Origin of the sequence: uncultured Psychromonas sp. (genome assembly GCF_947489755.1) — a bacterium.
Taxonomy (GTDB): Bacteria; Pseudomonadota; Gammaproteobacteria; order Enterobacterales; family Psychromonadaceae; genus Psychromonas.
Window position 1 is genome coordinate 39,248 of the sequence record NZ_CANLFB010000007.1, and the last position, 26,795, is coordinate 66,042.

22 protein-coding genes and 1 riboswitch are annotated in these 26,795 nt (G+C 36.8%); of the genes, 15 read left to right on the forward strand and 7 right to left on the reverse strand.

Going from position 1 to position 26,795, the window contains the following annotated elements; translation table 11 throughout:
• Positions 1-75: 75 nt before the first annotated feature.
• From Q0794_RS05590 to Q0794_RS05625, 8 genes are all read left to right on the forward strand, one after another.
• Positions 76-690, forward strand: a complete 615-nt coding sequence (locus Q0794_RS05590) for a histidine phosphatase family protein (protein WP_298940760.1) — start codon at positions 76-78, stop codon at positions 688-690.
• On the forward strand, positions 687-1,610 hold the full coding sequence (gene cbiB, locus Q0794_RS05595) for an adenosylcobinamide-phosphate synthase CbiB (protein ID WP_298940762.1): 924 nt from the start codon (positions 687-689) through the stop codon (positions 1,608-1,610). The genes Q0794_RS05590 and cbiB overlap by 4 nt, the downstream gene beginning before the upstream one ends.
• A gap of 131 nt (positions 1,611-1,741) precedes the next feature.
• Complete coding sequence (locus tag Q0794_RS05600; protein WP_298940764.1) at positions 1,742-2,785, forward strand: threonine-phosphate decarboxylase; 1,044 nt, start codon at positions 1,742-1,744, stop codon at positions 2,783-2,785.
• A gap of 209 nt (positions 2,786-2,994) precedes the next feature.
• Positions 2,995-3,444: a DUF302 domain-containing protein gene (locus Q0794_RS05605; RefSeq protein ID WP_298940766.1), complete on the forward strand. Its 450-nt coding sequence runs from the start codon at positions 2,995-2,997 to the stop codon at positions 3,442-3,444.
• A gap of 267 nt (positions 3,445-3,711) precedes the next feature.
• Positions 3,712-4,473, forward strand: coding sequence for a transporter substrate-binding domain-containing protein (locus tag Q0794_RS05610; RefSeq protein ID WP_298940768.1), 762 nt, complete (start codon positions 3,712-3,714; stop codon positions 4,471-4,473).
• Positions 4,474-4,880: 407 nt separating this feature from the next.
• A riboswitch (FMN riboswitch) is annotated at positions 4,881-5,059 on the forward strand.
• 293 nt (positions 5,060-5,352) lie between these two features.
• The gene (locus tag Q0794_RS05615; RefSeq protein ID WP_298940770.1) at positions 5,353-6,276 is read left to right on the forward strand and encodes a DMT family transporter; all 924 of its coding nucleotides are present in this window, start codon (positions 5,353-5,355) and stop codon (positions 6,274-6,276) included.
• A 327-nt stretch (positions 6,277-6,603) separates the two neighbouring features.
• Entirely contained in the window at positions 6,604-7,566 is a 963-nt protein-coding gene (locus Q0794_RS05620) for a YHYH protein (protein WP_298940772.1), read from the forward strand.
• Positions 7,567-7,643: 77 nt separating this feature from the next.
• Positions 7,644-8,171: a hypothetical protein gene (locus Q0794_RS05625; RefSeq protein ID WP_298940774.1), complete on the forward strand. Its 528-nt coding sequence runs from the start codon at positions 7,644-7,646 to the stop codon at positions 8,169-8,171.
• A 201-nt stretch (positions 8,172-8,372) separates the two neighbouring features.
• Here Q0794_RS05625 and Q0794_RS05630 read toward each other — a convergent pair whose 3' ends face one another.
• Positions 8,373-11,765: an EAL domain-containing protein gene (locus Q0794_RS05630; protein ID WP_298940776.1), complete on the reverse strand. Its 3,393-nt coding sequence runs from the start codon at positions 11,763-11,765 to the stop codon at positions 8,373-8,375.
• Positions 11,766-12,247: 482 nt separating this feature from the next.
• Here Q0794_RS05630 and Q0794_RS05635 point away from each other — a divergent pair, with 482 nt between their 5' ends.
• The 3 genes from Q0794_RS05635 to Q0794_RS05645 all read left to right on the forward strand — a co-directional run bounded on the left by Q0794_RS05635 (position 12,248) and on the right by Q0794_RS05645 (position 14,488).
• Positions 12,248-12,631, forward strand: a complete 384-nt coding sequence (locus tag Q0794_RS05635) for a VOC family protein (protein WP_298940778.1) — start codon at positions 12,248-12,250, stop codon at positions 12,629-12,631.
• A gap of 205 nt (positions 12,632-12,836) precedes the next feature.
• Positions 12,837-13,460: a YitT family protein gene (locus tag Q0794_RS05640; RefSeq protein ID WP_298940780.1), complete on the forward strand. Its 624-nt coding sequence runs from the start codon at positions 12,837-12,839 to the stop codon at positions 13,458-13,460.
• Positions 13,461-13,603: 143 nt separating this feature from the next.
• Complete coding sequence (locus Q0794_RS05645) at positions 13,604-14,488, forward strand: alpha/beta hydrolase (protein ID WP_298940781.1); 885 nt, start codon at positions 13,604-13,606, stop codon at positions 14,486-14,488.
• Positions 14,489-14,640: 152 nt separating this feature from the next.
• Here Q0794_RS05645 and Q0794_RS05650 read toward each other — a convergent pair whose 3' ends face one another.
• From Q0794_RS05650 to dgcN, 3 genes are all read right to left on the reverse strand, one after another.
• On the reverse strand, positions 14,641-15,498 hold the full coding sequence (locus Q0794_RS05650) for a D-amino-acid transaminase (protein ID WP_298940782.1): 858 nt from the start codon (positions 15,496-15,498) through the stop codon (positions 14,641-14,643).
• A 98-nt stretch (positions 15,499-15,596) separates the two neighbouring features.
• Positions 15,597-16,574, reverse strand: coding sequence for an N-acetyl-D-Glu racemase DgcA (dgcA, locus tag Q0794_RS05655; protein ID WP_298940784.1), 978 nt, complete (start codon positions 16,572-16,574; stop codon positions 15,597-15,599).
• 10 nt (positions 16,575-16,584) lie between these two features.
• Positions 16,585-17,589, reverse strand: coding sequence for an N-acetyltransferase DgcN (gene dgcN, locus Q0794_RS05660; protein ID WP_298940786.1), 1,005 nt, complete (start codon positions 17,587-17,589; stop codon positions 16,585-16,587).
• Between the two features lie 1,011 nt (positions 17,590-18,600).
• Here dgcN and htpG point away from each other — a divergent pair.
• The 4 genes from htpG to Q0794_RS05680 all read left to right on the forward strand — a co-directional run bounded on the left by htpG (position 18,601) and on the right by Q0794_RS05680 (position 23,186).
• Positions 18,601-20,505, forward strand: a complete 1,905-nt coding sequence (gene htpG / locus Q0794_RS05665; protein ID WP_298940788.1) for a molecular chaperone HtpG — start codon at positions 18,601-18,603, stop codon at positions 20,503-20,505.
• Positions 20,506-20,637: 132 nt separating this feature from the next.
• A complete protein-coding gene (adk, locus tag Q0794_RS05670; RefSeq protein ID WP_298940790.1) occupies positions 20,638-21,282 on the forward strand; it encodes an adenylate kinase in 645 nt (214 codons plus the stop codon).
• Positions 21,283-21,600: 318 nt separating this feature from the next.
• A complete protein-coding gene (locus tag Q0794_RS05675; RefSeq protein WP_298940791.1) occupies positions 21,601-22,182 on the forward strand; it encodes an NlpC/P60 family protein in 582 nt (193 codons plus the stop codon).
• A 116-nt stretch (positions 22,183-22,298) separates the two neighbouring features.
• Positions 22,299-23,186: a LysR family transcriptional regulator gene (locus Q0794_RS05680; protein ID WP_298940792.1), complete on the forward strand. Its 888-nt coding sequence runs from the start codon at positions 22,299-22,301 to the stop codon at positions 23,184-23,186.
• Positions 23,187-23,217: 31 nt separating this feature from the next.
• Here Q0794_RS05680 and Q0794_RS05685 read toward each other — a convergent pair whose 3' ends face one another.
• The 3 genes from Q0794_RS05685 to Q0794_RS05695 all read right to left on the reverse strand — a co-directional run bounded on the left by Q0794_RS05685 (position 23,218) and on the right by Q0794_RS05695 (position 26,681).
• The gene (locus tag Q0794_RS05685; RefSeq protein ID WP_298940793.1) at positions 23,218-24,108 is read right to left on the reverse strand and encodes a DMT family transporter; all 891 of its coding nucleotides are present in this window, start codon (positions 24,106-24,108) and stop codon (positions 23,218-23,220) included.
• A 397-nt stretch (positions 24,109-24,505) separates the two neighbouring features.
• Positions 24,506-25,135: a flavin reductase family protein gene (locus Q0794_RS05690; RefSeq protein ID WP_298940794.1), complete on the reverse strand. Its 630-nt coding sequence runs from the start codon at positions 25,133-25,135 to the stop codon at positions 24,506-24,508.
• 418 nt (positions 25,136-25,553) lie between these two features.
• Positions 25,554-26,681: a cupin domain-containing protein gene (locus Q0794_RS05695; RefSeq protein ID WP_298940795.1), complete on the reverse strand. Its 1,128-nt coding sequence runs from the start codon at positions 26,679-26,681 to the stop codon at positions 25,554-25,556.
• Positions 26,682-26,795 lie beyond the last annotated feature (114 nt).

Sequence of the window (26,795 nt, forward strand, 5' to 3'; positions counted from 1 at the left end):
TAAATATCTAGCATAGCGCTATCAAACTTCATCACGATCACTTTCCGCAATGCTTCATCAATATAAGAGTTCACATTGAATAACAAAACTACTTTTTATCTTGCCCGTCATGGACAAACTGAATGGAATGTTGCACACCGTATTCAAGGTCAACTGGATAGTTTGCTTACACCACAAGGTAAAACTCAAGCTGCTTTATTGGCAGAACAGTGCCGCACACTAAACATTACTCAAATTCTAACGTCCCCATTAGGGCGAGCTGTACAAACAGCTGATATTTGTAGCCAAATATTGCAAATTAAACCCATATTAGTGAAAGGTTTTGAAGAGCGTCATTTCGGTGAGTGGCAAGGTAAGTTTACTTATGAAGTGCAGCCTTTAGCGGATTATGATGAAATAACCTCTGAAATTACTGACAGTAAACCAGCACAAGGTGAAAGTGCAAAACAGCTGATAACGCGTTTTGAAACGACGTTAAGAAAAGAGTTAAAAAATGCTTCAGAAGAGGTCTCTTTAATTATTATTCATGGCGATATTTTACGTTGTTTTATGGCGCAATTTGTTCCAGACTTAATACCTACTCCTCACTCATCACCCAAAGAAAATGCAAGTACAGGGTACGATTATAAAAATGCTGAGTTAATCGCACTCAGTTATGATCAAAGTACCGGTACCTTCTCAAGCTTATGATGGTCTTTTTTACCTTAGTTATGGCATTAATTATCGACCATTTCATTGGTGAGCCTAACCGTTATCATCCATTGATATTATTTGGTAATCTCGCCAATAAATTAGAAAAAAAACTCAATAAAGGGAACGAACCACAGCGTTTTATTAATGGGACGGTGGCATGGGTTTTATTAGTCTTACCTGTACCATTAATTTATCTCATCTTAATGTGGCTACTCCCCGGTTTTTTAGTGGTGTTAATCAATATTTATGTAGTTTATTGGGCAGTGGCATTAAACAGCCTTAACTTACATGGCATGCAAATATTTCACCCCTTGAATAATGATGACCTCTCGCAAGCACAACATTTCTGCTCTTATATTGTCAGTCGTGATACTAGCCAACTTGATGCCCAAGAAATTAGTCGAGCAACCACTGAATCAATGCTAGAGAACGGACATGACGGTGTCACTGCCACACTTATCTACTTTGTTATCGGCGGAGCTCCACTAGTGATAATACATCGTTTGAGCAACACCTTAGATGCAATGTGGGGCTATCGAACTGAGCAGTATCATTATTTTGGTAAGTTCAGTGCCAGAATGGATGACTTGTTAGGTTTTCTGAGTGGAAAAATCACAGCGTTATTATTTAGCATCATTGGTTTATTTAATGGTACAGGCAAACAAGCACTTATTAATGCCTATTCACAAAGCCTGTCTTATAAAAGCCATAATGGTGGATGGGTAATGGCGTCGGGCGCAACCGTCATGCATGTTTGTTTAGGCGGTAGTGCTGTTTATTTTGGGAAAACAGTTCACTCACCGTTATTAGGGCAAGGTGATATTGTTCAAAGTAAGCATATTAAAGCTAGTCTAACCCTAGTAAAACAAGCCGTTGTGTTATGGCTGTTTATGGTATTTATTTGGCAGATCTTTTAATGTTTGCATTGAAGCGCTTAAAAATGATTAAACAGCAAAGTAGAAGGTAATAAACAGAAAGCAGCATTATCGTCATTTCAATCAATTCAAGCACACGTATTTAATTATTTAAAAAGAGGTTTATCAGAACAATGGCAATCTTACATGGAGGTCAATTAAGTCGTGTTGCAAAGCAATACCAAATTGCAGAAAAAGACTGGTTAGACCTTTCTACTGGCATTGCGCCTTTTAGTTACCCGATCCCTGATATTCCCCAACAAGCTTGGCAAGATCTCCCGACGATTTCAGATAGCTTAATTGAAGTGGCAAAAGCTTATTATCAAACTCAATATTGTTGGCCAGTTGCCGGTAGCCAAGCGTTAATTGAAAAATTACCTGAGCTGTGGAATCAAAAAAATAAATATTGTCAGGCAAATGTTAATAACCAACTGACAGTAGAAAAACACGCTTACTTACCAAAGGTGGGTTATAAAGAACATCAACAAGCTTGGTATAAAGCAGGGTATCAATTGCATTTTTATCAGGACAGATTACCTACTGATATCGAAAAAAACAGTGTCGTGGTTGTTATTAACCCGAATAATCCGCTGACAGATACATTTACTATTGAGCAGCTAAAAACACTGCAAAATCTTTGTGAACAACAACAAGCCTTATTAATCATCGATGAAGCCTTTGCGGATATATTCACCTCTGAGTTTAGTTTTTCACCTCATCTTTCGACATTAAAGCAGACTGCTGATGTATTGGTGCTACGTTCATTTGGTAAGTTTTTTGGATTGGCTGGGTTACGAATTGGTTTTGTTTGTAGCAATAGAACTTGGTGCGAGAGTATCCAAGAAAGTAGTGGGCCTTGGGCTGTTAATGGTGCAGCGCTATTTATTAGTGAACAAGCTTTGCAAGATAAGACATGGCAAGTTGAACAATTGAAACGGTTACAACAACAAAGTGAAGCGATGCAAGTGTTGCTTAAAGCACATTTATCCAGATCGCGAATAGAAGCAAATGCCTTGTTTATTACGGTTTTTCTTCCCGATGCTCCCGCTATTTATCAACAGCTTTGTGAAAATGCAATTTACGTTCGGTTGACTGATGAGAAAAATGCATTGCGCTTTGGTTTGACAGAAGAGGCTAATATTGCACGTTTAAATAGTGTCTTAGCATCAATCGTTTAATTCTTTTGTCTCAATATGCTAACAATAAGATTATTAGCATTATTTTTGGGATCTAAATACTAAATAAGTGATCGCTTTAAAATTGTTAATATTTATCGAGGTGCCTACCTATAAAGTAAAGTAGCCGCGTTATAAATTTGATGGTACTTTGAATTTATCTTTTCCCCTTACGTCATACTTACTTTAAATCGACACAAAGAGACATAATTATGAAAAAATTTATCACATTAGTATTTTTATCACTTTCTATCTCAAGTTACGTCAATGCAGCTGATGGACTAATCTCCGTCGAAAGTAAGCATTCAGTGAAAGAGACAGCAGACAAATTTGCCTCTATTGTCGAAAGTAAGGGGCTAACCTTATTTGCACGTATCGACCATCAAAAGAATGCTACAGGTGCTGATTTAACATTAAGAGAAACAGAAGTGCTTATTTTTGGTAATCCTAAAGTGGGTACCCCGCTAATGCAATGTGCGCAAACAATGGCGATAGACTTGCCGCAAAAAGTATTGGTGTGGAAAGATGCAGATAATAAAGTATGGCTTTCATATAACGATCCTGAATACCTAAAACAAAGACACAGTATTGAAGGCTGTGATGAGACAGTGAAAAAAGTAACTAACGTATTGAGCGGATTAACTGGTGCGGCTGCTAAATAAACTTTATATTAGTATTTAACCTCAGTTCCCGTTAAGTAAAGCGATACAGTACTAACTGCGCTGACTATTAAAAAATATAACTCATTTATTTTGCGTTAAATGACGCTTTCATTAACCAGAATTGATTTTTTCAAATAACTGAAAAAAGCACATTGCTTAAAGCGCTAATGTGCTTTTTTAAATTCAGCCATAATAAAAGCCTTTCTTAACGATTTCATTCTTTTGAAAATAGACTCAAATGGCTCGTACAAATTAATAAGGACATTCATGAAACTAACTCATATTGCTTTAATTTCCATTGCCTCTTTTAGCTTTAATGCTCAAGCTGACTTACTTGACGATATCCAAGAAAAAGGGGTTTTAACTGTCGGCACAACAGGTGACTACAAACCTTTCACCTATTTTGATGGTAGTCACTATTCTGGTTATGATGTTGATGTTGCCAAGCACGTTGCAGAGCAACTAGGCGTAGAAGTCCGCTTTGTAAATACAACTTGGAAGAACTTAGTTTCAAACCTTACAGACGGTAAGTACGATATTGCCATGGGCGGGATCACGCGTCGTATGTCTCGCCAATTAGCGGCTGAGCAATCCCAAGGTTACATGACTTTTGGTAAAGTGTTTTTAGTGGCTAACGGTAAAGAAGCACAGTATGACACCTTACAAGAAGTGAATGTGCCTAGCGTTAAAGTTGGTGTCAATATCGGTGGAACAAATGAGAAATTTGCTGAGCAGTTTTTAACAAAAGCAACCATTGTAAAATATGAGAATAACTTGGATGTCCCTAAAGCCGTTTCAGCAGGAACAGTCGATGTAATGGTCACTGAAACGCCAGAAGCGCTGTATTACCAAACAATAGATAAAACCCTACAAGCAGTAAGAGAAGAAAATCCGTTTACTAAAAGTCAGTTTGGTTACTTAATGCCAATAGGTGAGCAGCGTTTATTGAATACGGTGAACTTCATTATGGATGAAATGAAGCTAAAAGGGGTTGATCAAACGTTAATGAAGAAAAACTCTTTAATGTAAATTTTAAGGTTACCTTTAAAAATAGCCGATAAAATGGTGACTTTACCTTTTTAATATATTTTAAGCCTAGCTAATTTAGCTGGGCTTTTTTATGACTAAGCTTTTCCTGTTTTTAGCTTTGAAGCATTACTGTAATCCGATAAAGATTATTGTTGTAGAAGTTGTAGAAATCAATAAAGCGGCTATAAAATTATTTAAGAAAAACTATTTAAGAAAAGTTTTCTAAGAAAGCTGTCTAATAAAAAGCGCATAAGCCTACCTAATAAACATATCTAATCAATATGCCTATAAAGAATAAAGTGTAACCCTCATCATTTAGCTTGTTTTTTAAAAAAACCTTATTAATATAACAAGCAGTTAAGCGACTTTATTTATTGTTAATAACAATGACTAAAATCCTTTAACTAACTCGACTTCAGGGCGGGGTGTAATTCCCCACCGGTGGTATTTTTACAGAATATAATATGCTAGTAAAAGAGCCCACGAGCGCCTAATTTTATTAAAGTAAATTTTTTACAGTTAGGGTCAGCAGATTTGGTGAGACGCCAAAGCCGACGGTGATAGTCCGGATGGAAGAAGATCGATAATAAATAGATTTATCCTATATTAAAAACAGATCTGGTTAGGCGATGAATGATGTCTACGATTGTTTCTGTGATTTGTATTTTTTGCTTTAATCGCAGAGTATTTTCTGTGTCAATTAGCATGGTTTGAGCAGTTAAAGTAACTCGTCAATACGCTACAAGCTTACGGGTGTTTTTTTGTACTGTAAAATTTAAGTCTATTTATTGGATTCTTTAGTGATTAGGTTGATTTGATCCTATTGAATCATGTTCTTTCCAAGCTCTGTCCTTCTTCCTTTTTTGTTTAGGAAATGTAATGACAGGTATTATCTTTATTTTTTTCGCGTGCCTACTTTGGGCCGCAGATACATTAATTCGCTATCCTTTGCTGTTTGGTGGTTCCAGTGCGCAACAAATAGTGTTATTTGAACACTTAATTGTATTTGTTGTACTGATTGGTATTTTTGTATTTAAGCGTCGTAAACCAAGCTTTTTAAGTCGCGGAACCTTACTACCATTTATTGTGATTGGTGTATTTGGCTCTGCTCTTGGCACATTAGCTTTTACCGAAGCTTTCTATCTCGCTAATCCCACCGTGGTTATTTTATTGCAAAAGCTACAGCCTTTAGTGGCTGTGACCTTAGCTTGCGTCTTATTAAAAGAACAAATCAACCCTCGCTTCTTTTTCTGGTTAGGCCTTGCTTTATTAGGTAGCTTATTACTTATTTGGCCAGATTTACAAATACTCTCTGCTAGTTTTAAAGAAGGTAATATAGAGCATAATAACAATGCGATATTAGGTTACGGATTGGCTTTATTTGCTGTGGTTAGTTGGGGATGTGCAACAGTGTTCGGTAAAAAACTCAGCACCAAAGGATTAGATAGCATCGACTTAATGGCGGGGCGCTTTAGTTTCGGGTTATTGGGTATGTTGCCTTTTGCCTTTATGACACCAACATTAATCACCACAATTGAGATAAGTATATTACAAAAAATCGCGATACTGGCTTTGCTATCAGGTGTGTTAGGGATGTATTTTTATTATCAAGGCCTAAAACGCATTCCTGCTCATTGGGCGACATTAGCTGAAATGTTTTTCCCTGTCGCGGCTATTTTTATCAACTGGTTATTTTTAAGTGTAGAAATGACACAAATTCAATTGCTGGGAGCTGTTACGTTAATTGCTGCGAGTACCATGGTGCAACGAAAACCAATGGAGAAAACGATTAAAGCTGCTTAATAGTTAACTTCTGTTCGGGGTAAGCAAAGCGACACTGCACTGTAGGCTTTAAATGTAACTGATTCATTTTAAGTTAAATTACGCTTTTATTAACCAGAATCGAGTTAGCATGTCTATATTTAGGCTCTTTGAATAAAAAAGAGCCTAACACGTTATTTTAACTACCTTTCATCCTCAATACTGATTACGATTTCCTTATTTAAAAATCTATTTTTAGCTTACCACATCAAGTATTTCGACTTACTCAAGTCGATTATTGTACTTTGCACGGTGTTTGCACATTTAATCGTTATTATTGCTCAAATTTAATTAATTTGAGCTAAAAACATGCAAAATTATGATATTAAAGCAGGACAAATATTAAAAAAATCGTCTGGTATTCTTATTGCTTTTTCATTATTTGCATGCGATTCAGGCGTTGAAACTACCACTGAAACAACTACAACGATTGACTCTGTAACAGAATCTACAGAGGGGGTTTTATGTGACTACTCATACAGTGAATATAACGGCTCAGAGTCAGTGCAGGCAACAAGTACATCAAACTGGAGTTGCAGTAGCAATAGTCGTGATTTAGTGGCAAATGGTATCCCTGACCATGATGTCGGAGAGTTTCCAAACGAAGATAACCCTAACTCTATTTATGAACAATCAGTCAGTGAAAGCTTTACCTTGGAGCCTGTTGAAACAACCGGGTCGACGACATTAGGTGGTCCGCGTGGCAATATTGGTGTGGTGTTAAATGGCATTAAAATTGATGCTGGCACAGCCGGTAGTTGTGATGACTCAGGAGATAGCTGTAGCTTAGTTGATAACAGTGGCAACTGGAGTATTGAAGCATTAGGGCAAGATGCATTTGATTTTGGTACTGATGCTAATAATGCGCATGTTCAACCAGATGGGACTTATCATTATCACGGTATGCCTGAAGGCTTTATTACACTTCAAGGTGGCAATGGCTCAACTATGACATTAATAGGTTGGGCCGCTGACGGTTTCCCTGTTTATGCACGTTATGGTTATTCCGATACAGATGATGCAACATCAGAGATTAAACTGATCACTGGTAGTTACCAGCTTATTAGCGACATTAGCGATAGTCGACCATCTTCTGATATTTATTCACTTGGCTCGTTTTTACAGGACTGGGAATATGTAGAAGGTTCAGGCGATCTCGATGAGTGTAATGGACGCGTAGGTGTTACGCCGGAGTTTCCTGCTGGAATTTACCACTACTATGCTACGGACAGTTACCCATACTTTCAACGTTGCGTAAAAGGTCAGCTCTAACCTTATTAGTGAGCTTTAAATAGACAAGCATCACCTTAAAACTAATTGTAAACATCACCTGAAAAATGTGAGATAAAATGAAGTCCTTGAAAAAAATATTAATAAATGTCGCGAGCCTTAGCCTTTTAATTATTCCTATGATGGGGTCAGCTCACTTAATGGTTGCTGAAAATGGGACGTTAAACTTTGTTGATGAGAATGTTTATGTTGTTTTATCATTACCTATCTCAGCTTTTAAAGGGGTTGACGACGATAACGATGGGCATGTTTCACTGAAAGAGTTTAATGAACACAGAACAGAAATCAGTGCGAATATTATGCATAATATTTATTTATCTGACGTGAGCAATAAGTTTAATATTGATGGTTTATTACTTAATCCAACAGTATCACATGAAAATACTACTGAAATAGATGAATTGACTATTATGGGACGTTACTCCTTACCAACACCTGATACCAAGGTGAGCTTTAGTGTAAAACTGTTTAGTGGGCATAAAAAGCTGCAACATTACGACATTACAGCTACTAATAAAAAACAAGCGCTTCACAATAAGTTTCAACTTAATCCAACAACACCTACTACGATTGTATTTAAAAAATAGTAAAGCAGAACACGTTTGAGCTTATTATTTTATCGTCAGCTTATTACTTTAAGGGACGTGGCTTTTTATGTTTGGCAGATTCAACTTTGAAGTGGGTAACGACCAAGCAGCTAACGTTACCATATCTTCAGCTATTAATTTGGCTGGCGTTTTATAATTAAGTTTTTAGTCTGCTATTTAATTCCACCATCACTCTTTCAATTAATGATTCTGATTATTGTTCCAAGTTTCCAACAAAATAGGAATGTCTTGCGCTGCGACGGGTTTAGAAAATAGATAACCTTGCAGCTCTTCGCAATCTAGTTCCTTTAAAAAATCCCATTGCTCTTGTGTTTCTACTCCTTCTGCAATGACTTTTAATTTAAGTCCCTTAGACATCATAATAATTGCTGGAACAATACTCGCGTTCTCTTGGTTATTAGCGCAATCATGAATAAATGAACGGTCAATTTTTATAATATCTACCGGTATTTTATGAAGGCAACTTAAAGAGGCATAGCCTGTTCCAAAGTCATCAATGGCGATTGTAAAACCATAATCGGATAATTGTTGTAAGGTCGTTTGTGCTTTTTGATGATTATCAAACACTGCATTTTCTGTAATTTCTAATGTAATGGTGCTTGGATCTATTTGCCTTTCTTCAAGTATATTAATGAACTCAATCGCCAAATTTTTATTTTGAAATTGTTTGGCTGACACATTGATAGAGCATTTTAAGTGAATGCCTGAACTGATCCATTTTTGTTGTTGTATGCAGGCATTTTTAAAAACACGGAGTCCAATTTCTTCAATTAATCCAGCTTCTTCCGCTAATGGGATAAATTCTTGTGGATTAAGGCCATGATACTTTTCTGCGGGTAAACGGAGCAATGCTTCGACACCACATATTTCACCGGTACTGCTTTTAACTTGTGGTTGGTATACAAGAAAAAAATCATTTTCACGCAGTGCTGTATGTAAGGTATGACGGATCTTTGCCGTTCGATTAAGTGAATCTTCCAACCCTTGTTGATAAAAAGAAAATTGATTTTTACCACTGTGCTTCGACAGATACATTGCCTTATCAGCTCTCTGCAATAAGATATCTGATTGTTCACCATGCTCAGGGAATAGTGCGATACCAATACTGGCGCTAATAAAAGCAACTTGTTCTTTAATGGTCACTGGGACTGATAATGTTTTTACGATTTCTCTAGCAATGTCCGCTGTAAATTGGTCATGCTCAATATTCGGTAGTATCAGAATAAACTCATCGCCAGCAAAGCGAGCTAATATGTCCTCACTTCGTAAACATTTTTTTAATCGTTTACTTACTTCTATTAATAATAGATCACCACCATCATGCCCTAATGAATCATTCACTAATTTAAATCCATCAAGATCGATAAATAGCAAAGCAAATTCACATTGTTGCCGTGTTGATGTTGAGATCATTCTGTTCAAGTGTTCATTGAATAACACACGATTGGGTAAGTTGGTTAGAGGGTCTTGATACGCAAGCATTCTAATACGTGCTTGTTGTGCTTTAAGCTCTGAAATATCTTTATAAGCACCACGATAGCCAATGGTTTTTCCATGTTTAACAATAGGGTTACCTGTCGCTAGCAGTACTTTCTCACTGCCGTCTTTGTGCTGGTAACGTGTTTCAAGACCTGTTAATTGATCTTGATTTTGCATTGATTTTATTAGCTTTTGTAATTCATCTGTAGAGTGTTTAGCGATGAAATGTGTCATAGGCTGATCAATAATTTCTTCACGAGAATAACCTAATACTTGTTCGACCCCATCTGAGCTGTATTTAAAACGTGTTTCTGTATCAATTTCCCAGAGCCAGTCTGAAGCACTATGTGCAATATCACTAAACTTCTCTTCAGCTTCACTTAAGTGACTGACGTGAATTTGATTTTTTAAAGCAGATGAGAATAGAGTGAGTAGCCCCTCATATATAACACCTTTACGTACAGCAAGGTCTAATATACAAGTGCCAATAAAGTCTTTTTTAAAAGATAACGGCATAATAACTAAAGCAAATAATGGGTTATCGCTGTTAATATCGGGTGGAATTAATGCTGAGGCAGGGTAAGGTGTTTTAGATATCGCCAAGCGTTGCTTATCATGCATTGCAAACACACAATTCAATCGTGTTTTATTTTCACCTAAGTCTTCAAAAATACTGATATAACAATCATTAAAATTTAAGCCCTGTTGTAATTGCAGTGCTATTTCATCAAAATTGAGCTCTGAATTTAATTGAATGCCGATTTCTCTCATCGTGCCTAGCTGTTGCTCTGTTTCAAAGCTGCGATAGTGGCCTGCTTTTACATGGCATTGTTGTACTATTTTAAATAGATCACTCACAATATTGAGCGATTTACTTTTGTTTTCAATATTTTCAATTGATTGTATGAGTCGATGATGGATGACTTGCGTAAGTTGACCCCATAAGAATATTTGGTCTGTTTTTAACGTTGATTCTAATAGGTCACTAAAGTAATCAATTAACAGGTTACTTTTTTGATCTGCTAAGTCCGTTAGGAGCATAGTTGATAATGTAGAGGCAATATCATGGGGAACATATTCACGTTGGTCTGATGGAAGATGGTTAATGACTTGTGCTAACTCCATGTGAATATTTTCTATTGTTAGCATTTTTTCAGAATGTTCTGTGTTAACAGAGTTAGATGATTGAGATAACCCCATATCAGCTTGATGACACCCACAAGATTGTCTTACGATTAATGAGGTCGGCAGTACCGTATTGTCGGTGATGGCCTTTCCATCAATGATGTCGATTATTTTTTTAGCAGCATACCATCCAAGATCATAGGTAGGTTCAATAATACTGGTTAGTGGCGGATCTGCAAAAAGACTGGTCATATTACCCATACTACCTGTCACGATAATATCTTCTGGTACTTTTATACCTTTCTTTTTTAACAACGAGATGATTGAAATAGCTTGGCTATCAGTACTGACTACAATGGCTTGAGGCCATTCTTGCTTGGGTTTGTCTAGTAGTTCATCAAGTCCTGGTATTGGGGCATTAGTGGACATATCGCTGGTGATATACATGCCAGGGTCAAAACGTATTCCTTCATTTTCTAGCGTCGCTTCAAAAAGTTGTTTCTTGCGTTGGCTAGAAAGGTGTTCTCCTGTTGGGCCAGCGAAAGCAAAACGCTGAACATGATGCTGAGTGATCAAGTGAGTAACTAAATCTTCAATGCCTTGCTGAGGACTATAACCCACATCGAGGTAACCTGGGATAGAACTGGTCACGGTGATCACAGGAATATGAGAAAACTGCTTTAAAAATAGCAATTGTTGTTCCAATGAAATAAAGCGACTCAGCGCACCCATAGGAATAATTAAACCATCAATTGCATCTTTATCAAGCAGCTCAAATATTCGGTCTCGAGACATATTAGTTTTAGCTGGTTTAGCAAATTCAGCTCCGCTAAAACAGAGAATATTATATTGGTGTTGTTGGGCGTAATCTTTCGCACCAAAAATAATACCTTCAGAAAATGGGGTTGCCATCATATTGGTTAATATTGCGATGGTCGGGAAGTTATTCTTTAGAAGGCTCATATTCATTTAATCACCTGAAATGAATATCTGCTTACTTTCTGTTGATAGTTGTTAATACCCACCACAATAATCATATCTCTATCCTTGAGTTTTTGAATTTTTTAATGAATCCGTTCACTTCCTGTGAACGTTTAAACGGTTAGTGGCATAAAAGTATCGAGGTTATCTTTTAGGATCTTTAATTAACGTGAGTGCTTTATTAACTGACTAATCAATTAACCAGCTAACCAACCAATCAACTAACCAATTAACCAATTAACCAATTAACCAATTAATCAACTAACTAATAACTCATCTATCCATTAAACTGCTTTGGTTTATATTAACACGAGACTCTGAACGTGGTGCACATGACGATACAATTAATTCATTACAATTTTATATATATATTAATTGTTTAAACTTTACTAAACAATTCGTTATTAAGAGATTAAAGTATGAAGTGCATGTTTGAATGCTATAAATTTGAATACTAATAGAGGATAAAAATGTTTAGTCATGTCGTATTGGGTACAAATAATATTGAAAAATCAAAAAAATTCTATGATGCTACTATGGCTGTTTTAGGTTATTCCGAAGGTGTAATCGATGAAAAAGGGCGTTGTTTTTATTTCACTTCAGAGGGCGTTTTAGGGCTTACTTTGCCTATAAATGGTGAACCAGCAACCATTAGTAATGGCATGACAATAGGTTTTAAAGTAGCGAGTCCAGAAGTCGGTAACCAATGGCACGCTGTTGGAATTGCTCATGGTGGTGTTGCTTGCGAAGAACCGCCTGGTCTTCGCGTTGGCCCGACTAAAACATTATACCTTGCTTATTTACGCGATCCATCAGGTAATAAAATTTGTGTCGCTCATATTTTACCTAGTTAAAATAAATGAGTGCCAACTATCTTGAAAAACACCGCCTAACTAAAGTGGTGGGATTTTCCTGACTAAAATGAATGGGCGTTAATATTGAGTCATTTTTGTTTGAATCATTTTTGTACTTGTTTATTAATTCCCTTTTTAATGGGTTCACTGATTGAATCATCGACCTAATAAATAACTGATAACTTAATAAAAGGAGATTGTTTTTATGTCAGAGACTGCATTAAAAAAAATAGAAATATTAACTCAACACCGTTGGTTTGAAGATGCAATGGCGATATTAATCGGCACTAGTTTAGTCTCTTTTGGTGTGGTGTTTTTAAAGCATGCAGGGCTTTTAACGGGCGGTACAGCAGGGTTGTCACTTTTAATTCACTATAAACTTGAGATTCAATTTGGTTTAGTCTTTTTTCTCATTAATTTACCCTTTTATTACTTTGCGCTGCGTCGTATGGGCTGGGTGTTTACGCTTAAAACATTTGTGGCTGTATTCCTTGTGTCGACGTTCTCATCGTTACATGGCAAGTTTATTGATATCCAATCGCTTAATGCAGTTTATGCGGCTATCTTTGGTGGTTTTCTGTTTGGTGTCGGGTTTATTATTTTATTTCGTCATAAAGCCAGTTTAGGTGGATTCAATATTTTAGCCTTGTACCTACAAGATAAATATTCGATTAAAGCGGGGTGGTTGTTAATGGGAGCTGACCTGACGATTATGTTGATTTCATTGTCTGTCGTGTCGTTTTATCAGCTAGTGTTATCGATAGGGTGTGGGGTGGTATTGAATGTGATCATTGCATTAAATCATCGTCATGATCGTTATAACGTATGATTTTAGAATGTTGTTTTCAAGTGCTTTATTATTTTCCTTATGACTCTAATTATAAACCCACTTAGATTCCATTATGATCTAAGTGGATTTATAACCGTAATAACTCATATACCTACTTACTTTCTAATAAAAAAGAGACTCGATTGAAAAGATTATTAATAGTTATTGCACTCATTCCTGTCGCAGTTCTGGTTTTTGCATTCATAAGAGATAGTACGGGCACAGGACTTAATATACTCAATACGGCTGTTTCATTATCGTCAAACATGAAGGTAAATAAAGAGATTGTTTTTGATACTAATAAAGACTTAAAACTTGATATTTACAGTAACGCGGATTGGCAGGACAATACCAAACGCCCTGTCATTGTGTTTTTTTACGGAGGCGGTTGGAGTTGGGGAGATAAAGCTTACTTTACCTTTGTTGCCGATAGTTTTGTCAAAAAAGGTTACGTTGTTGTGCTACCGAATTACACACTTTATCCTGTAGAAAAATACCCCACGTTTGTAAAAGACGGTGCCAAAGCTGTCGCATGGGTAAATGACAATGTGTCAGAGTATGGTGGAGATGTTAACAATATATTGGTAGTCGGGCATTCGGCAGGCGCTTATATTGCGGCTATGGTGGCGTTTAATGACCAATATTTAGCGGCTGAAAATAAACAAACGTCAATCATAAAAGCCGTAGCAGGTATTGCAGGGCCGTATAATTTCACACCTAAAGCGCAAGAGTATATTGATATTTTTGGTGAAGAGAATTTTGATGATATGAAAATTCAACATCATGTTAATGGTAATGAGCCACCTTCGTTACTTATTCATTCTGAAGGTGATACAACGGTTGGTCTATTCAATCAAAAATTAATGGCAGAAGCGTTGACTGCAAATGGTGATACATTTGAGATGTTACTCTACGGGCAGGATATAACTCATACAAGTGTATTAATGAAGTTACACCCATGGTTTGCAGGTAAAGTGGATGTTGCATCTGATATAGATGCATTTTTTAAACGCATTAATATTCAATAGAAATATTAAATAGATGTACCTAATAGAAATACCAAATATAAAAGGCAAATAGTTGTTTTTTGTATTTGCCTTATATAATCGTATTTAATAAATAGCTTTTGGGTTAAGAATGTTTAGTTAATAATACTTTGTAATAAAACATTTAACTCATTTTATTCAGCTGTTTTTGTGGCTAACTCAATGTAAATTTCGCGTAATTTTTTCGCTACATTACCTGGTTTTCCATCACCTATGGTGTGACCGTCAATTTCAATAACAGGCCATACAAACGTAGTTGCAGAACTAACGAATGCTTCGCTTGATTGATACGCTTCTTCTGGAGTGAATAGACGTTCCTCAATTTTGATGCTTTCTTTTTCAGCAAGTTCAAGTAATGCCTTACGGGTAATACCGTGCAAAATATCATTACTTAATGGACGTGTTACTAACACTCCATCTTGTGTCACGATATAAGCATTGTTTGAACTACCTTCAGTGATATAACCATCTTCAACTAACCATGCGTCATCCACTTTTTTGTCGATAGCACCTTGTTTAGCCATACATGGCGCTAGCAATCCAACGGTTTTAATATCACGACGTTTCCAGCGGATATCTTCAGTAGTCATCACTTTCATGCCTTTAGTGGCTTTTGGGCTGTTTAGTAATTCACGCGCTTGAGTGAATAATACTAAAGTTGGCTTCACATTTTCAGGGTACCCAAAGTCACGATCACCAGCAGAACCTCGGCTGATTTGTAAGTAGATCCCACCTTCATTAAGTGCATTCTTTTTAATCAACTCTTTTTGAATATTAGTGATTTCAGCTAATGTCACTGGTAATTCGATTTGTAGTTCATTACATGAACGTTGTAAGCGAATCATATGGCCTTCGTTGTCGACCAATTTACTATTAATTACCGCTGTTACTTCATAAACGGCATCGCCAAAAAGAAATCCACGATCGAAAATAGAAATTTTAGCTTCATTTTCTGCAAGATATTGACCATCTAGGTAGACAATACGTCCCATCATTTAATCCTCGTAATATAGCGATAATCTGATTCTCGCTATTTATAAAATAGATAACCTAAATTCATTAACTTAAAATTTGGGTTCTTGTTAATGAATTAACCCCAAAGCTCTGCTTGGTAAACATTCATTAAACTTTCATCAAATTGAATGCCTGATTGACGATCTTCAGCTAGTAATAGTGGCCCATCAAGATCAACAATCTGAACATTTTGTGCGACAATAAAAGCAGGTGCCATTGCCAGTGACGTTGCAACCATACAACCGACCATAATCTGCAATCCCGCCTTTTCGGCCTCTTCTTTTAATGCGATGGCTTCTGTTAAGCCGCCCGTTTTGTCTAACTTAATATTAATCATGTCATAGCGACCAATAATATTTTTTAAGCTACTGCTATCATGGCAAGACTCATCGGCACAAAGCGTAATTGGGCGAGGTAAATGTGCAAGTGCTGCATCATCACTTGCCGGAAAAGGTTGCTCAATCATTTCAACACCCAATTTTACTAATTCAGGTACCATGGTTAAGTATTGTTGTTCATTCCAACCTTCGTTTGCATCAACAATGATACGAGCATTAGGTGAACCTTCTCGCACTGCGGCAACACGCTCAACATCACCTTCTCCAGCAAGTTTTAGCTTTAATAAAGGTCTATGCGCATTTTTAATTGCCGCTTCTTTCATGCGTTCAGGTGTATCTAAAGATAGCGTAAAGGCAGTCATTAAAGGTTTAGGCTGTGGGTCTTCAAGCTGTTGCCAAATGCGTTGACCTAACTTTTTACAGGCTAAATCCCAGTAGGCACAATCTAATGCGTTACGTGCTGCACCTGCTGGTAATAAAGATTGCATTTCTTGTCGGGTTAATCCTGCTGCTATTTGTTCTTTTAAAGCTGCAAGTTCAGCAATGACCGATTCAATAGATTCGTCATAGCGAGCATAAGGGACACATTCACCACGGCCAATATGTTCACCCTGTTGTAGTTCAACAACCACTACATTCGCGTGAGTTCGACTACCGCGAGAGATGGTAAAAGAACCTTCAATCAGCCAGCTTTCGTCTACTAGGTTAACCTGCATAATATCGCCTCTAAATTTTTGCTAGTGCTTCAACAATACGACTAACACCTTCACGGAATGGGTCAACAGCGGGTAGATTAAATTCAGCTTCAACTTCTGCTAAATATTTTGTCGCTTCAGCTTCAGAAAGTTGTGAAGTATTAACTGATATGCCAACAAACTTAACATCAGGGTTAGTGATGCGAGCCATCGTTAAGTTAAGTTCCATACAGGTTTTTAAGTCTGGAAGTGGGTAAGTTGGTAGACCACGCATATGAGCACGTGTTGGTTCATGACATAGTACTAACGCATCTGCTTGTGAACCGTGGATAAGACCTGCTGTTACACCTGAGAATGAAGCGTGGAATAACGAACCTTGCCCTTCAATCACATCCCAGTGATCTGCGTCGTTTGCAGGGGCAATTGTTTCAACTGCGCCAGCAATAAAGTCAGCAACCACTGCATCAATACTGACACCTGAGCCGCTAATTAAAATACCTGTTTGACCTGTTGCACGAAAACTTACTTTCATTTTTTGTGCTAGCATTTCTTTTTCAAGTGCTAATGCTGTGTACATTTTACCTACTGAGCAATCGGTGCCGACTTGTAGTACACGTTTACCTGAACGTTTAAGGCCGCTAGCAACTGGAAATGTTTGTGTAGGAAAACGTACGTCGAATAAATTACGACCTAAGCTATCAGCAAGTTCTTTTAATTCTTTAATATCGGTTAATTTGTTATGTAAACCTGATGCTAAGTCCATGCCTGCTTCAAGTGCTTCTTTTAATACAGTTAACCATGTGTCTGAAATGATGCCACCCCGGTTAGCAACACCAATCACTAATGTTTTTACACCCGCTGCTTTAGCTTCTGCAATATCCATGTCTGTTAAGCCACAATCAGCTTTACAGTCTTCCATGCGGTATTGGCCAGCACAGTATTCTGGATGCCATTGTTTAATACCTTGCGCAACTTTAGCGGCTAAAGGATCTTGAGCATCGCCTAAAAATAATAGGTAAGGTTTTTTAATTTCCATATTGATATTCCCATTGGTAGTAGAGTTTATTTTATTATTGCCTAAGCGTTAAGTTGCACTGTTTTAATCATGTACTGGATCAAAAATAATTAGGCTCGTTAGTTTGATAGAGCATGTTATATGCCAAAAATTAACGTTTTAATTAATTTATCTAAAGTACTTTTCATACTGGTTAATACTGTTTTTCTATTAATTACTCTAGCAGTTTTACTTTAGTCAATAATGCTTATTTAGATGGGATTTATAGTTTATTATTCTGTTGTTATTGATTTTAAATATATCGGGAAGTTTTTTATTTTGTTGTGTTTTTTTCGATGTTTTTTATTAAAAAAAATAAACAGCGAAAAATATTAATATGGCTTTTAAATTAATTTTTATTTTAAATTTGAAATTTATAATCTCTTTATACGTGCACTTTTATGGTGTTTTTTTATTTGTATTGTTTGTTTTTGGTGCAGTTTGAACAACGCTGTTTTTAATAATTTAAAATAAAGAGTAAATTAATCGTCAAATTATTAAGGGGTATTTAATGTTTTTATCTCTATTTTTTTTGTTTTATTTTATGCTAAAAGATAGGTGGTAAGTAATTTATTCCTCTATTTTAAAATCTGATAGGTGTGCTTTATTGTGCCTGTTAGTTTGAATGTTTTTAACGTTGATTTTGCTTTGTATGGCGTTACACGGTTTCTATTCAAACTATCCGAGTAAGCTTATGTATTTACGATCTGAACTTTAAGGTTATTTTACTTTTCTGCTTATGTTTTTAAGCTATATGATGAATATCACTCATCGACAGTGCGGTCATCTATTAGTAAAAACGAAATAATTACCGCAAGTGCTGATTAGTTCAGTTTCAATACTATTCATCAATCCCAAAACTGAACAAAAATCACAGTCGTCACATCAACACTAAAAAAAATCAAATTTCCTCTTGAAATCGCTCCAACTGTCTCCATCTATTAAGTATCTAAGTAAGACCAATAACCACTTGTTTAAGAGAGAAATAGAAATATGGAAAAGCAACAAAATCATACTTTCAGTGCTGATACAGGCAAACTGCTTAAATTAATGATCCACTCTTTATATTCAAATAAAGAAATTTTCCTACGTGAACTCGTTTCTAACGCGGCAGATGCTGCTGATAAACTACGTTTCAAAGCATTATCTGACGGTAGTTTATTTGAAAACGATGCCGACTTACGTGTACGTATTAGCTTTGATGAAGAAGCAAAAACAATCACTATTAGCGATAATGGTATTGGTATGACGCGTGACGAAGTGATCGAACATTTAGGGACGATTGCTAAGTCTGGTACAAGTGACTTCTTCGAACAGTTATCTGGCGACCAAGTTAAAGATTCACAATTAATCGGTCAATTCGGTGTTGGTTTCTACTCTGCATTCATTGTTGCTGATAAAGTAACGGTTAATACGCGTAAAGCAGGTGAAGATGCTTCTACTGGTACTTCTTGGGAATCTGCCGGTGAAGCTGATTACAGCGTTGCTGACATTGAAAAAGCGGACCGTGGTACAGAAATCATCTTGCACTTACGTGATGATGAAGCTGAGTTCTTAAATGACTACAAACTACGTAATGTTGTGTCTAAATACTCTGATCACATTAGTATCCCTGTACAAATGTTTAAAGATGCCGTACCTGAGTCTGATGGCCCTGATGGCGAAAAAGTACCTGCTGTTGAAGCAGCATGGGAAACCGTTAATAAAGCGACTGCTTTATGGAACTGCGCTAAAAGCGAAGTGAATGACGACCAATACAAAGAGTTCTACAAGCACATCGCGAATGACTTTGAAGATCCACTAACATGGTCTCATAATAAAGTTGAAGGTGAGCAAGAATACACAAGCTTACTTTACATCCCTAAACGTGCGCCATACGATTTATGGAACCGTGAAAAAGCACATGGTTTAAAACTATACGTTCAACGTGTCTTCATTATGGATGATGCTGAACAGTTTATGCCAACGTACTTACGTTTTGTTAAAGGTGTGTTGGATTCAAATGATTTACCACTTAACGTTTCGCGTGAAATTCTACAAGATACACGTGTAACGACTAAGTTACGTAGTGCTTGTACTAAACGTGCACTGTCTATGCTTACTAAGTTTGCTAAGAAAAATGAAACTGAATACAACGCGTTCTGGAAAGAGTTTGGCCAAGTATTAAAAGAAGGCCCAGCTGAAGATGCAAGCAACAAAGAACAAATTGCTAAGCTATTCCGTTTTGCTTCAACTGAAGCTGACGTGGCAGATCAAACTGTTTCTTTAGATGCTTACATTTCACGCATGAACGAAGAACAAGATAAAATTTACTACATTACTGCTGATAGCTTTAATGCGGCTAAAAACAGCCCGCACTTAGAAATCCTACGTAAGAAAGGTATCGAAGTGTTATTACTATCAGACCGTGTTGATGAATGGTTATTAAGCCATTTACCAGAGTACGATGGTAAAGCATTTATCAGCGTAACACAGGGTGATTTAGACCTAGGTAAACTAGATTCTGAAGAAGATAAAAAAGAGCAAGAGAAACAAGAAACTGAATTTGCTAGCTTCATTGAACGTGTTAAAACAGTACTAGGTGATAAAGTTAAAGATGTTCGTTTAACACAACGTCTAACGTCTACACCAACTTGTATTGTTGCTGATAACGATGATATGAGCACGCAAATGGCTAAGTTGATGGCTCAAATGGGACAACCTGTTCCAGATAGCAAGCCAATTTTTGAACTGAACCCTGAACATTCGATGATTACTAAATTAGCTGATATGGCTGACGAAGAGTTATTCGCAGAGTGGACTGAGCTGTTATTACAACAAGCTGTTCTTTCTGAAAAAGGTAGTTTAGATGACCCATCAGAATTTGTTGCTCGCATTAATAAGCTACTATTAGTTTAATTAATCGCTTAATATTTTAATAAATGTGTTGAAGGCCTGCTTATGCAGGCCTTTTTTGTTGATATTCTTGAGAATTTTCTCTCAACGGTGTAAATTTCGGTCTGGAATTTATTAATTATATAGGAAGCTATAATGCGCATTATTTTATTAGGTGCTCCAGGTGCTGGTAAAGGAACACAAGCCCAGTTCATGATGGACAAATATGGTATCCCACAAATCTCTACGGGTGACATGTTACGTGCCGCTGCAAAAGCAGGTACTGAACTTGGTTTGAAAGCAAAAGAATTAATGGATGCAGGCCAATTGGTATCTGATGAGTTAATTATTGGATTAGTGAAAGAACGTATTGCTCAAGAAGATTGTGCAAAAGGTTTTTTACTTGATGGTTTCCCACGTACAATCCCACAAGCTGATGCAATGAAAGAAGCGGGTGTTATTGTTGATTTCGTACTTGAATTTGATGTGCCAGACGAAGAAATCGTTAAACGTATGGCTGGTCGTCGTGTTCATTCAGGTTCAGGCCGTACTTACCACATCGTTTACAACCCACCAAAAGTGGAAGGTAAAGATGATGTAACAGGTGATGAACTTTCTATTCGTCCTGATGATGAAGAGTCTACAGTACGTAAACGTTTAGATATTTACCATTCACAAACTGCGCCGCTTATTGCTTATTATAAGAATGAAGCTGCACAAGGTAACGGTGCTCACCATAAGTTTGATGGTACTAAAGCAGTTGAAGTGATCAGTAAAGAACTTGCTGAGATCTTAGGTTAATTTTTTAACCTATTAAAAAATAATGGTAAGGGGCGAAAGCCCCTTTTTTAATTGTTATTAGTCTTATTTATTAAGATGACCGAATACCGTAAAAAAGTGTCTATAAATGGCATTTATTGATTACCTTTGTATACTGAATCTCATACTCAAACATTAGCAATGTGATTAATTAGTAGTGCAACTCATTATGACGCTGAAGAATGTAGCTAAAGAGAGTAAAAACTGTTTATAAACAGTGAGGGTAATCCTCATTGCTTTTTTGAAAAAATAACAATGATGCACAAATCGCATTATTTACAAACTTGGTAGAATAATTAGATGGCCAGTGTAATCAAAATTTACTTTAGACATATTAGCTTATTGACTGTGGTTTTATTATTAGCTGCGTGTAGTTCTGCGCCAAAACAAGCTGATATCAATATGGTGACTAATACAGGCAATAAAACACTGAGCGCAAGTGAGTCTAAGGATGCTAAAGGTCATCACTCAGATAGCGCAAAAAGCTCAGAACCAGAGATGGAACCTGAGGATTTGTTGTATGTGTTATTACGCAGTGAGTATGCTTATTGGGTGGGAAGTCCTTATAAATATGGGGGCAATACATTAAATGGGATTGATTGCTCTAGCTTAGTCCAACAAGTGTTTGAAAATAGTTTTAATATTGATTTGCCTCGTACCACTGAATATCAAGTTAAAAAAGGGATTTCGATTAAAAAGAGTGAGTTGGAAGTGGGTGATTTAGTGTTCTTTAAAACAGGGCGTAGAACTCGCCATGTTGGCATTTATATGGGAGATGATGAGTTTTTCCATGTATCAACAAGCCAAGGTACCAAGATATCTTCACTGTCTAATGTGTACTGGAAAAAACATTACTGGCAGTCTCGTCGAATCATCGATTAACTAAATAGCTAAATAGCTAAATAGCTAAATAATCACATAACCTCATAACCACATAACCAACTAGCTAGGCTAAGTTTAAACCTGAAAGGTAAGAGTAATGATGACGTTGGTTTATAATGAAATCTAATTATTCCCTTGATGACTTACGTAGTTTTTGCACTATTGTAAAGCTAGGTAGTTTTAAAAAAGCCTCCGATAACCTAGATATCCCCTTATCAACCTTGAGCCGTCGCATACGTCAATTAGAAGACGATTTACAATTACGCTTATTGAATCGAGATGCGCATCGAGTCACCTTAACGCATACCGGCAGTCAATATTACGATCGTTATCATACTTTGTTTGATGAGCTAAATGGCATCGAGCTAGACCTCAATGAAGAGAAAACGGAACCGAAAGGGAAAATCAGGATCACCGCGCCGATTTATTTAGGTAAGCATTTCCTAAGCGCTATTTTTTGTGACTTTTTATTAGCATACCCCGACATACAATTAGATTTACACTTTTCAAACCGCTTAATGGATATTGAAAAGGAAGGGGTAGATGTTGCCTTTAGAATGAGGAACCCAACGATTGATGACTGGGTTGTGCGACAGCTTAAATTCACACGTAATATATTGTGCAGTCACCCTAGCCAATCCTTTGAACAGATCACTCATCCAGAGCAATTAGAGGCTTTCCCTAAAATAACGAGCTTTCGTTTAGTTCCATGGCAGTTAGAAAATCAGCGTACTGGTGAGAAATGTAATTATCATCCAACGAATTTAGTTCGACTTGAAGTGGATGAAATTCAGATGATGACCTACGCCGTAAAAACAGGGTTAGGCATTAGCTATATCCCTGATTATATTGCTTTGCCAATGATTGAACGGGGTGAAGTGAAGCAAATTCTTTCTGATTGGCAAAGTGAAGGGCAGGCGTTTTCGATGCTGTACCGCGATAGAAAAAATATCCCATTACGCGTTAGGCTGTTTATTGAATATGTTTTAAAGCACCTTGCTTAAAGTGCTTTATTTAATCACTTTCATTTAATGGCTATTGGCTCAAGCGTAAAATAAGAATACCTACTAATGCCGCTGTTAACCCTAAGATTTCTTGACGACTGAAGGACTCTTTTAGAAAAATGCGTGAGTAGAGTAAAATAATTAAGATATTCATTGCTGATATGGCAGACACTAATCCCGTGGTGCCAATGGCAAAGGCAGATAATATCGCCATCATCCCTGCTACGTTAGTTAAACCCACAACCAATCCACAGCAAAACGTTTTTTTATCTGACCAGGTTTTTACTTCAGAATGATGTGAACTTAGAGCATTTATTTTATCTGTCATTTTTTTACGTGTTTTTAACCAACTTCCTGCAAATAACAAACTACCAAAGCCAAACATTAACGTTAAGGTACCAAACATATCCGCTTCTAAGCGAGTTGATTGCTTTCCTAATATATCATTGAAGGCAAAGCAGAGTGCCGCTAGTAAACCCCATTGTGCGCCTTGTAAGTTACTAAAAGAGATATCGTTTGAATAACGAATAGTATAAAGCCCTGCAAAAATAACAATAAAACCTATTAATTGCTGAGTGGTCAGTGTTTCTTGCCAAAACAGAAAAGCTAATAACACCACAAACAATGGTGGTAGGCCTGATAAAATACTGATTAAAGACGCTTTACCGACAGAAAAACCTTTGTGTAAGGCTGCATTTGCAACAAACGATCCTAACCCTAATGTTAGGCCTACTAAAATATCCTGCCAGCCATACCATTGTTGGTCGAGTAACATCATGGCGAATCCACTGATGATAAACCCCACAAAAAATACACCGAACAACATTAAGTTACGGTTAATATTTTTTTGAGAGGTCCATTGATACATTATGCCCCTCGCACCAAAAAAGACGGCGGCTAATAATGCATAGACGATCCACATGACTGACTCCTTGAATATGATTTTACTTGTTGGTTAACTTATTGGTTAACTGATTGTACTCAGAGGTGTTTTCTTTTTGCTCTTAAGTTTGCATCAAAATATAGCCAGTAGTATATGGATTTTTAAAATATTATAAATGAGTATAAGTAGTATCTTATATTTCATTAATGGAATTTAAGTTTTATTTTATGGAGGGTATTTGAAGCTGAATATCTTTATTGTTTAATCGCTAAAGGAGTAAATTCTATGTTAATAGTATTTGAATTGCTTTTTTGAATAAAAATATTTGATAGCTAAAAATATGGAGAGGTAAAGGTGGTAAAGGCTTTGATAAGTTAAAAAGTTCGATAAAAACGGCTTTAATAAAATGACGTAAGTAAAGCCGTTTCAGTATTCATTAGTCAGGTCTTTTAAAGCTAAAAGGAGCGGTAATTGACGCGTATTCACCACCGCCTAATCGCGCTAATGGCTTTAACTTATCCGCTGCAATATTGATACGATCTGGGTTTTCAGTGTTTAAGATATTATCGTTAATATATAACTGTTTCACTTCCACAAAAATTAAGCTCTGTGGTAAGTCGCCAATCTCTTTCACTTCATATAATTCACAACCATAGGCAACATCACATTGGCTTAAGCGTGGTAATGAAAAGCCATCAAACACTGTGGTTGTTAATCCTGCTTCAGTTAACTCTGATTCACCGTAGGCTAATGTCGCGGCGGTTTTAGTGACTAATTCAGCTTGATTATCTGATGCAATATGAATTACCATTTTTTTGGTTTTTAAGATATTAATCAATGTGTCTTTATCACCGCCATCTGGTTTTTTAGTCAGTGATATCATTAAAATAGCGGGATCGCTTGAGATGGCCGTGAAGTATGAGAAAGGGGCTAAGTTGTAATTACTTTCTTGGTCACTGTTGTTACCTGATTCGGTTAATATCCAAGCAATGGGACGTGGAACAATAGTTTGAGTCATCAAGTGATAACGTTCTGATGAGCTGTAATCTGAAAAGTTAAGTCGCATATTTTATTCCATCGTTTTAATAAGTCTTTATAGCAGCGGTTACGCGGATTATGTCGGTCATCATAGCAATACTGACTTCAATTAAATTAAATTAAGATCGGATAGTAATATCAATCACATTAATTAAGTGAGTCTTTATCGTGACATAATTTCTTGGTTTTCTAAACCATTGAAATTAAAAAGGCTGCTGTCAGGCAAAGAGGCCACGGAAAATATGCTTATAATAAAGAAAGAATACTAAATCGAGATAGACGTATTGATAAGAAGAGAGGGAATGAAAAAGGCCAGTGTCGAAAAAATTGAAGAAGTGAATCTGTTAATGAATAGATATCACCGAATTTGATTCGCTTCGGTGATATCTTAATGAATAACTATTTACAGTGGTACGTTGCAACGCTATTCAACGTTATGCAAGGTGTTATTCAGCATACCAGTAACCTAGGTTGACTAGTTGAGTAAATAAGTTAAGTGCCTCTGGTTCATCTTTGAATAATTCAAGTAATTCACTGGCTGCTTCATCTTGATCACACAGGTATTGTGCAAGTTCAGTAAAACCTGAAAAGTCATAAACTTCACCGTTAATAAAGACTTGTTTAGGAGACTGTTCAAAATACACCGCACGTAATCCCCCTAAGCGTGTGAATTGTGCACCATCTTCTAAGAACTCAATGACATCTTCATTTTCAAGCGGATGCTCTGGCATAGCAATATCTAAGTCATGTTTTGCTTCACTGATCATTCGACCAAACCATGGCATTAAATGTTCTGGTGTTTTGCAGTTTTCTAACATTACTTGATGTAATTTCGCGAGCTCTGCTGCTTCAATACAACCTGGTTTTTCACGTACTTGCATTGGAATATCAGTGTAACGTAATGCATTTTCATTGTTATCAATATTGTAATCAGTGAAACTGCTTAATAGATCATTTTGATCCGGTGCACGAAAACCAACACTGTAGTTAAGTGATGGTTCAATCGCGTAACCTTCATGCGGGCAACCACTTGGGATATAAAGAACATCGCCTGGCTCCATTTCAACATCAATTGCTGCTTCAAAAGGAGCGCAATGCTTTAGCGCGCCATGTGCCGCGAACTCTGGTAAGGCTTGGCGAGCACCAACACGCCAATGACGTTTACCTTCACCTTGAATAATAAATACATCGTAGTTATCAATATGCGGACCTACGCCACCTTTTGGTGTTGAGTAACTGATCATCAGATCATCAATACGCCAGTTTGGTAAAAAGCGGAATGGGCGAACTAATTGCTGAGCATCTGGATGCCAATGGTCAACCGCTTGCACTAATAAGGTTGCGCCATCTTCTTCTAAGCGTTCGAAGGTTTTAAACGGGCCACACTCTGCTTTCCATTCTCCTTTTTCTTGATAAACCAAACGGCTTTCTAAGTCTTCTTCCATTGCTAAGCCAGCGAGCTCATCAACTGCAATTGGATCTTGGAAGTCTACAAAACCTTGTTTGATAAAGGTGGGTTTCTTTTGCCAGTAAGTATCTAAAAACTGGTTAATTTCAAAATTGAGTTCAAACATGGGGAAAGCCTTTGAGTATAAAAATTATTTGGAGTGTAACAGGTCGTTTATAAGCGCGGTAGTGATACAGCATGCAGCTTTGTATTATCTTTAAAGTGAATAATATTAAAAGCG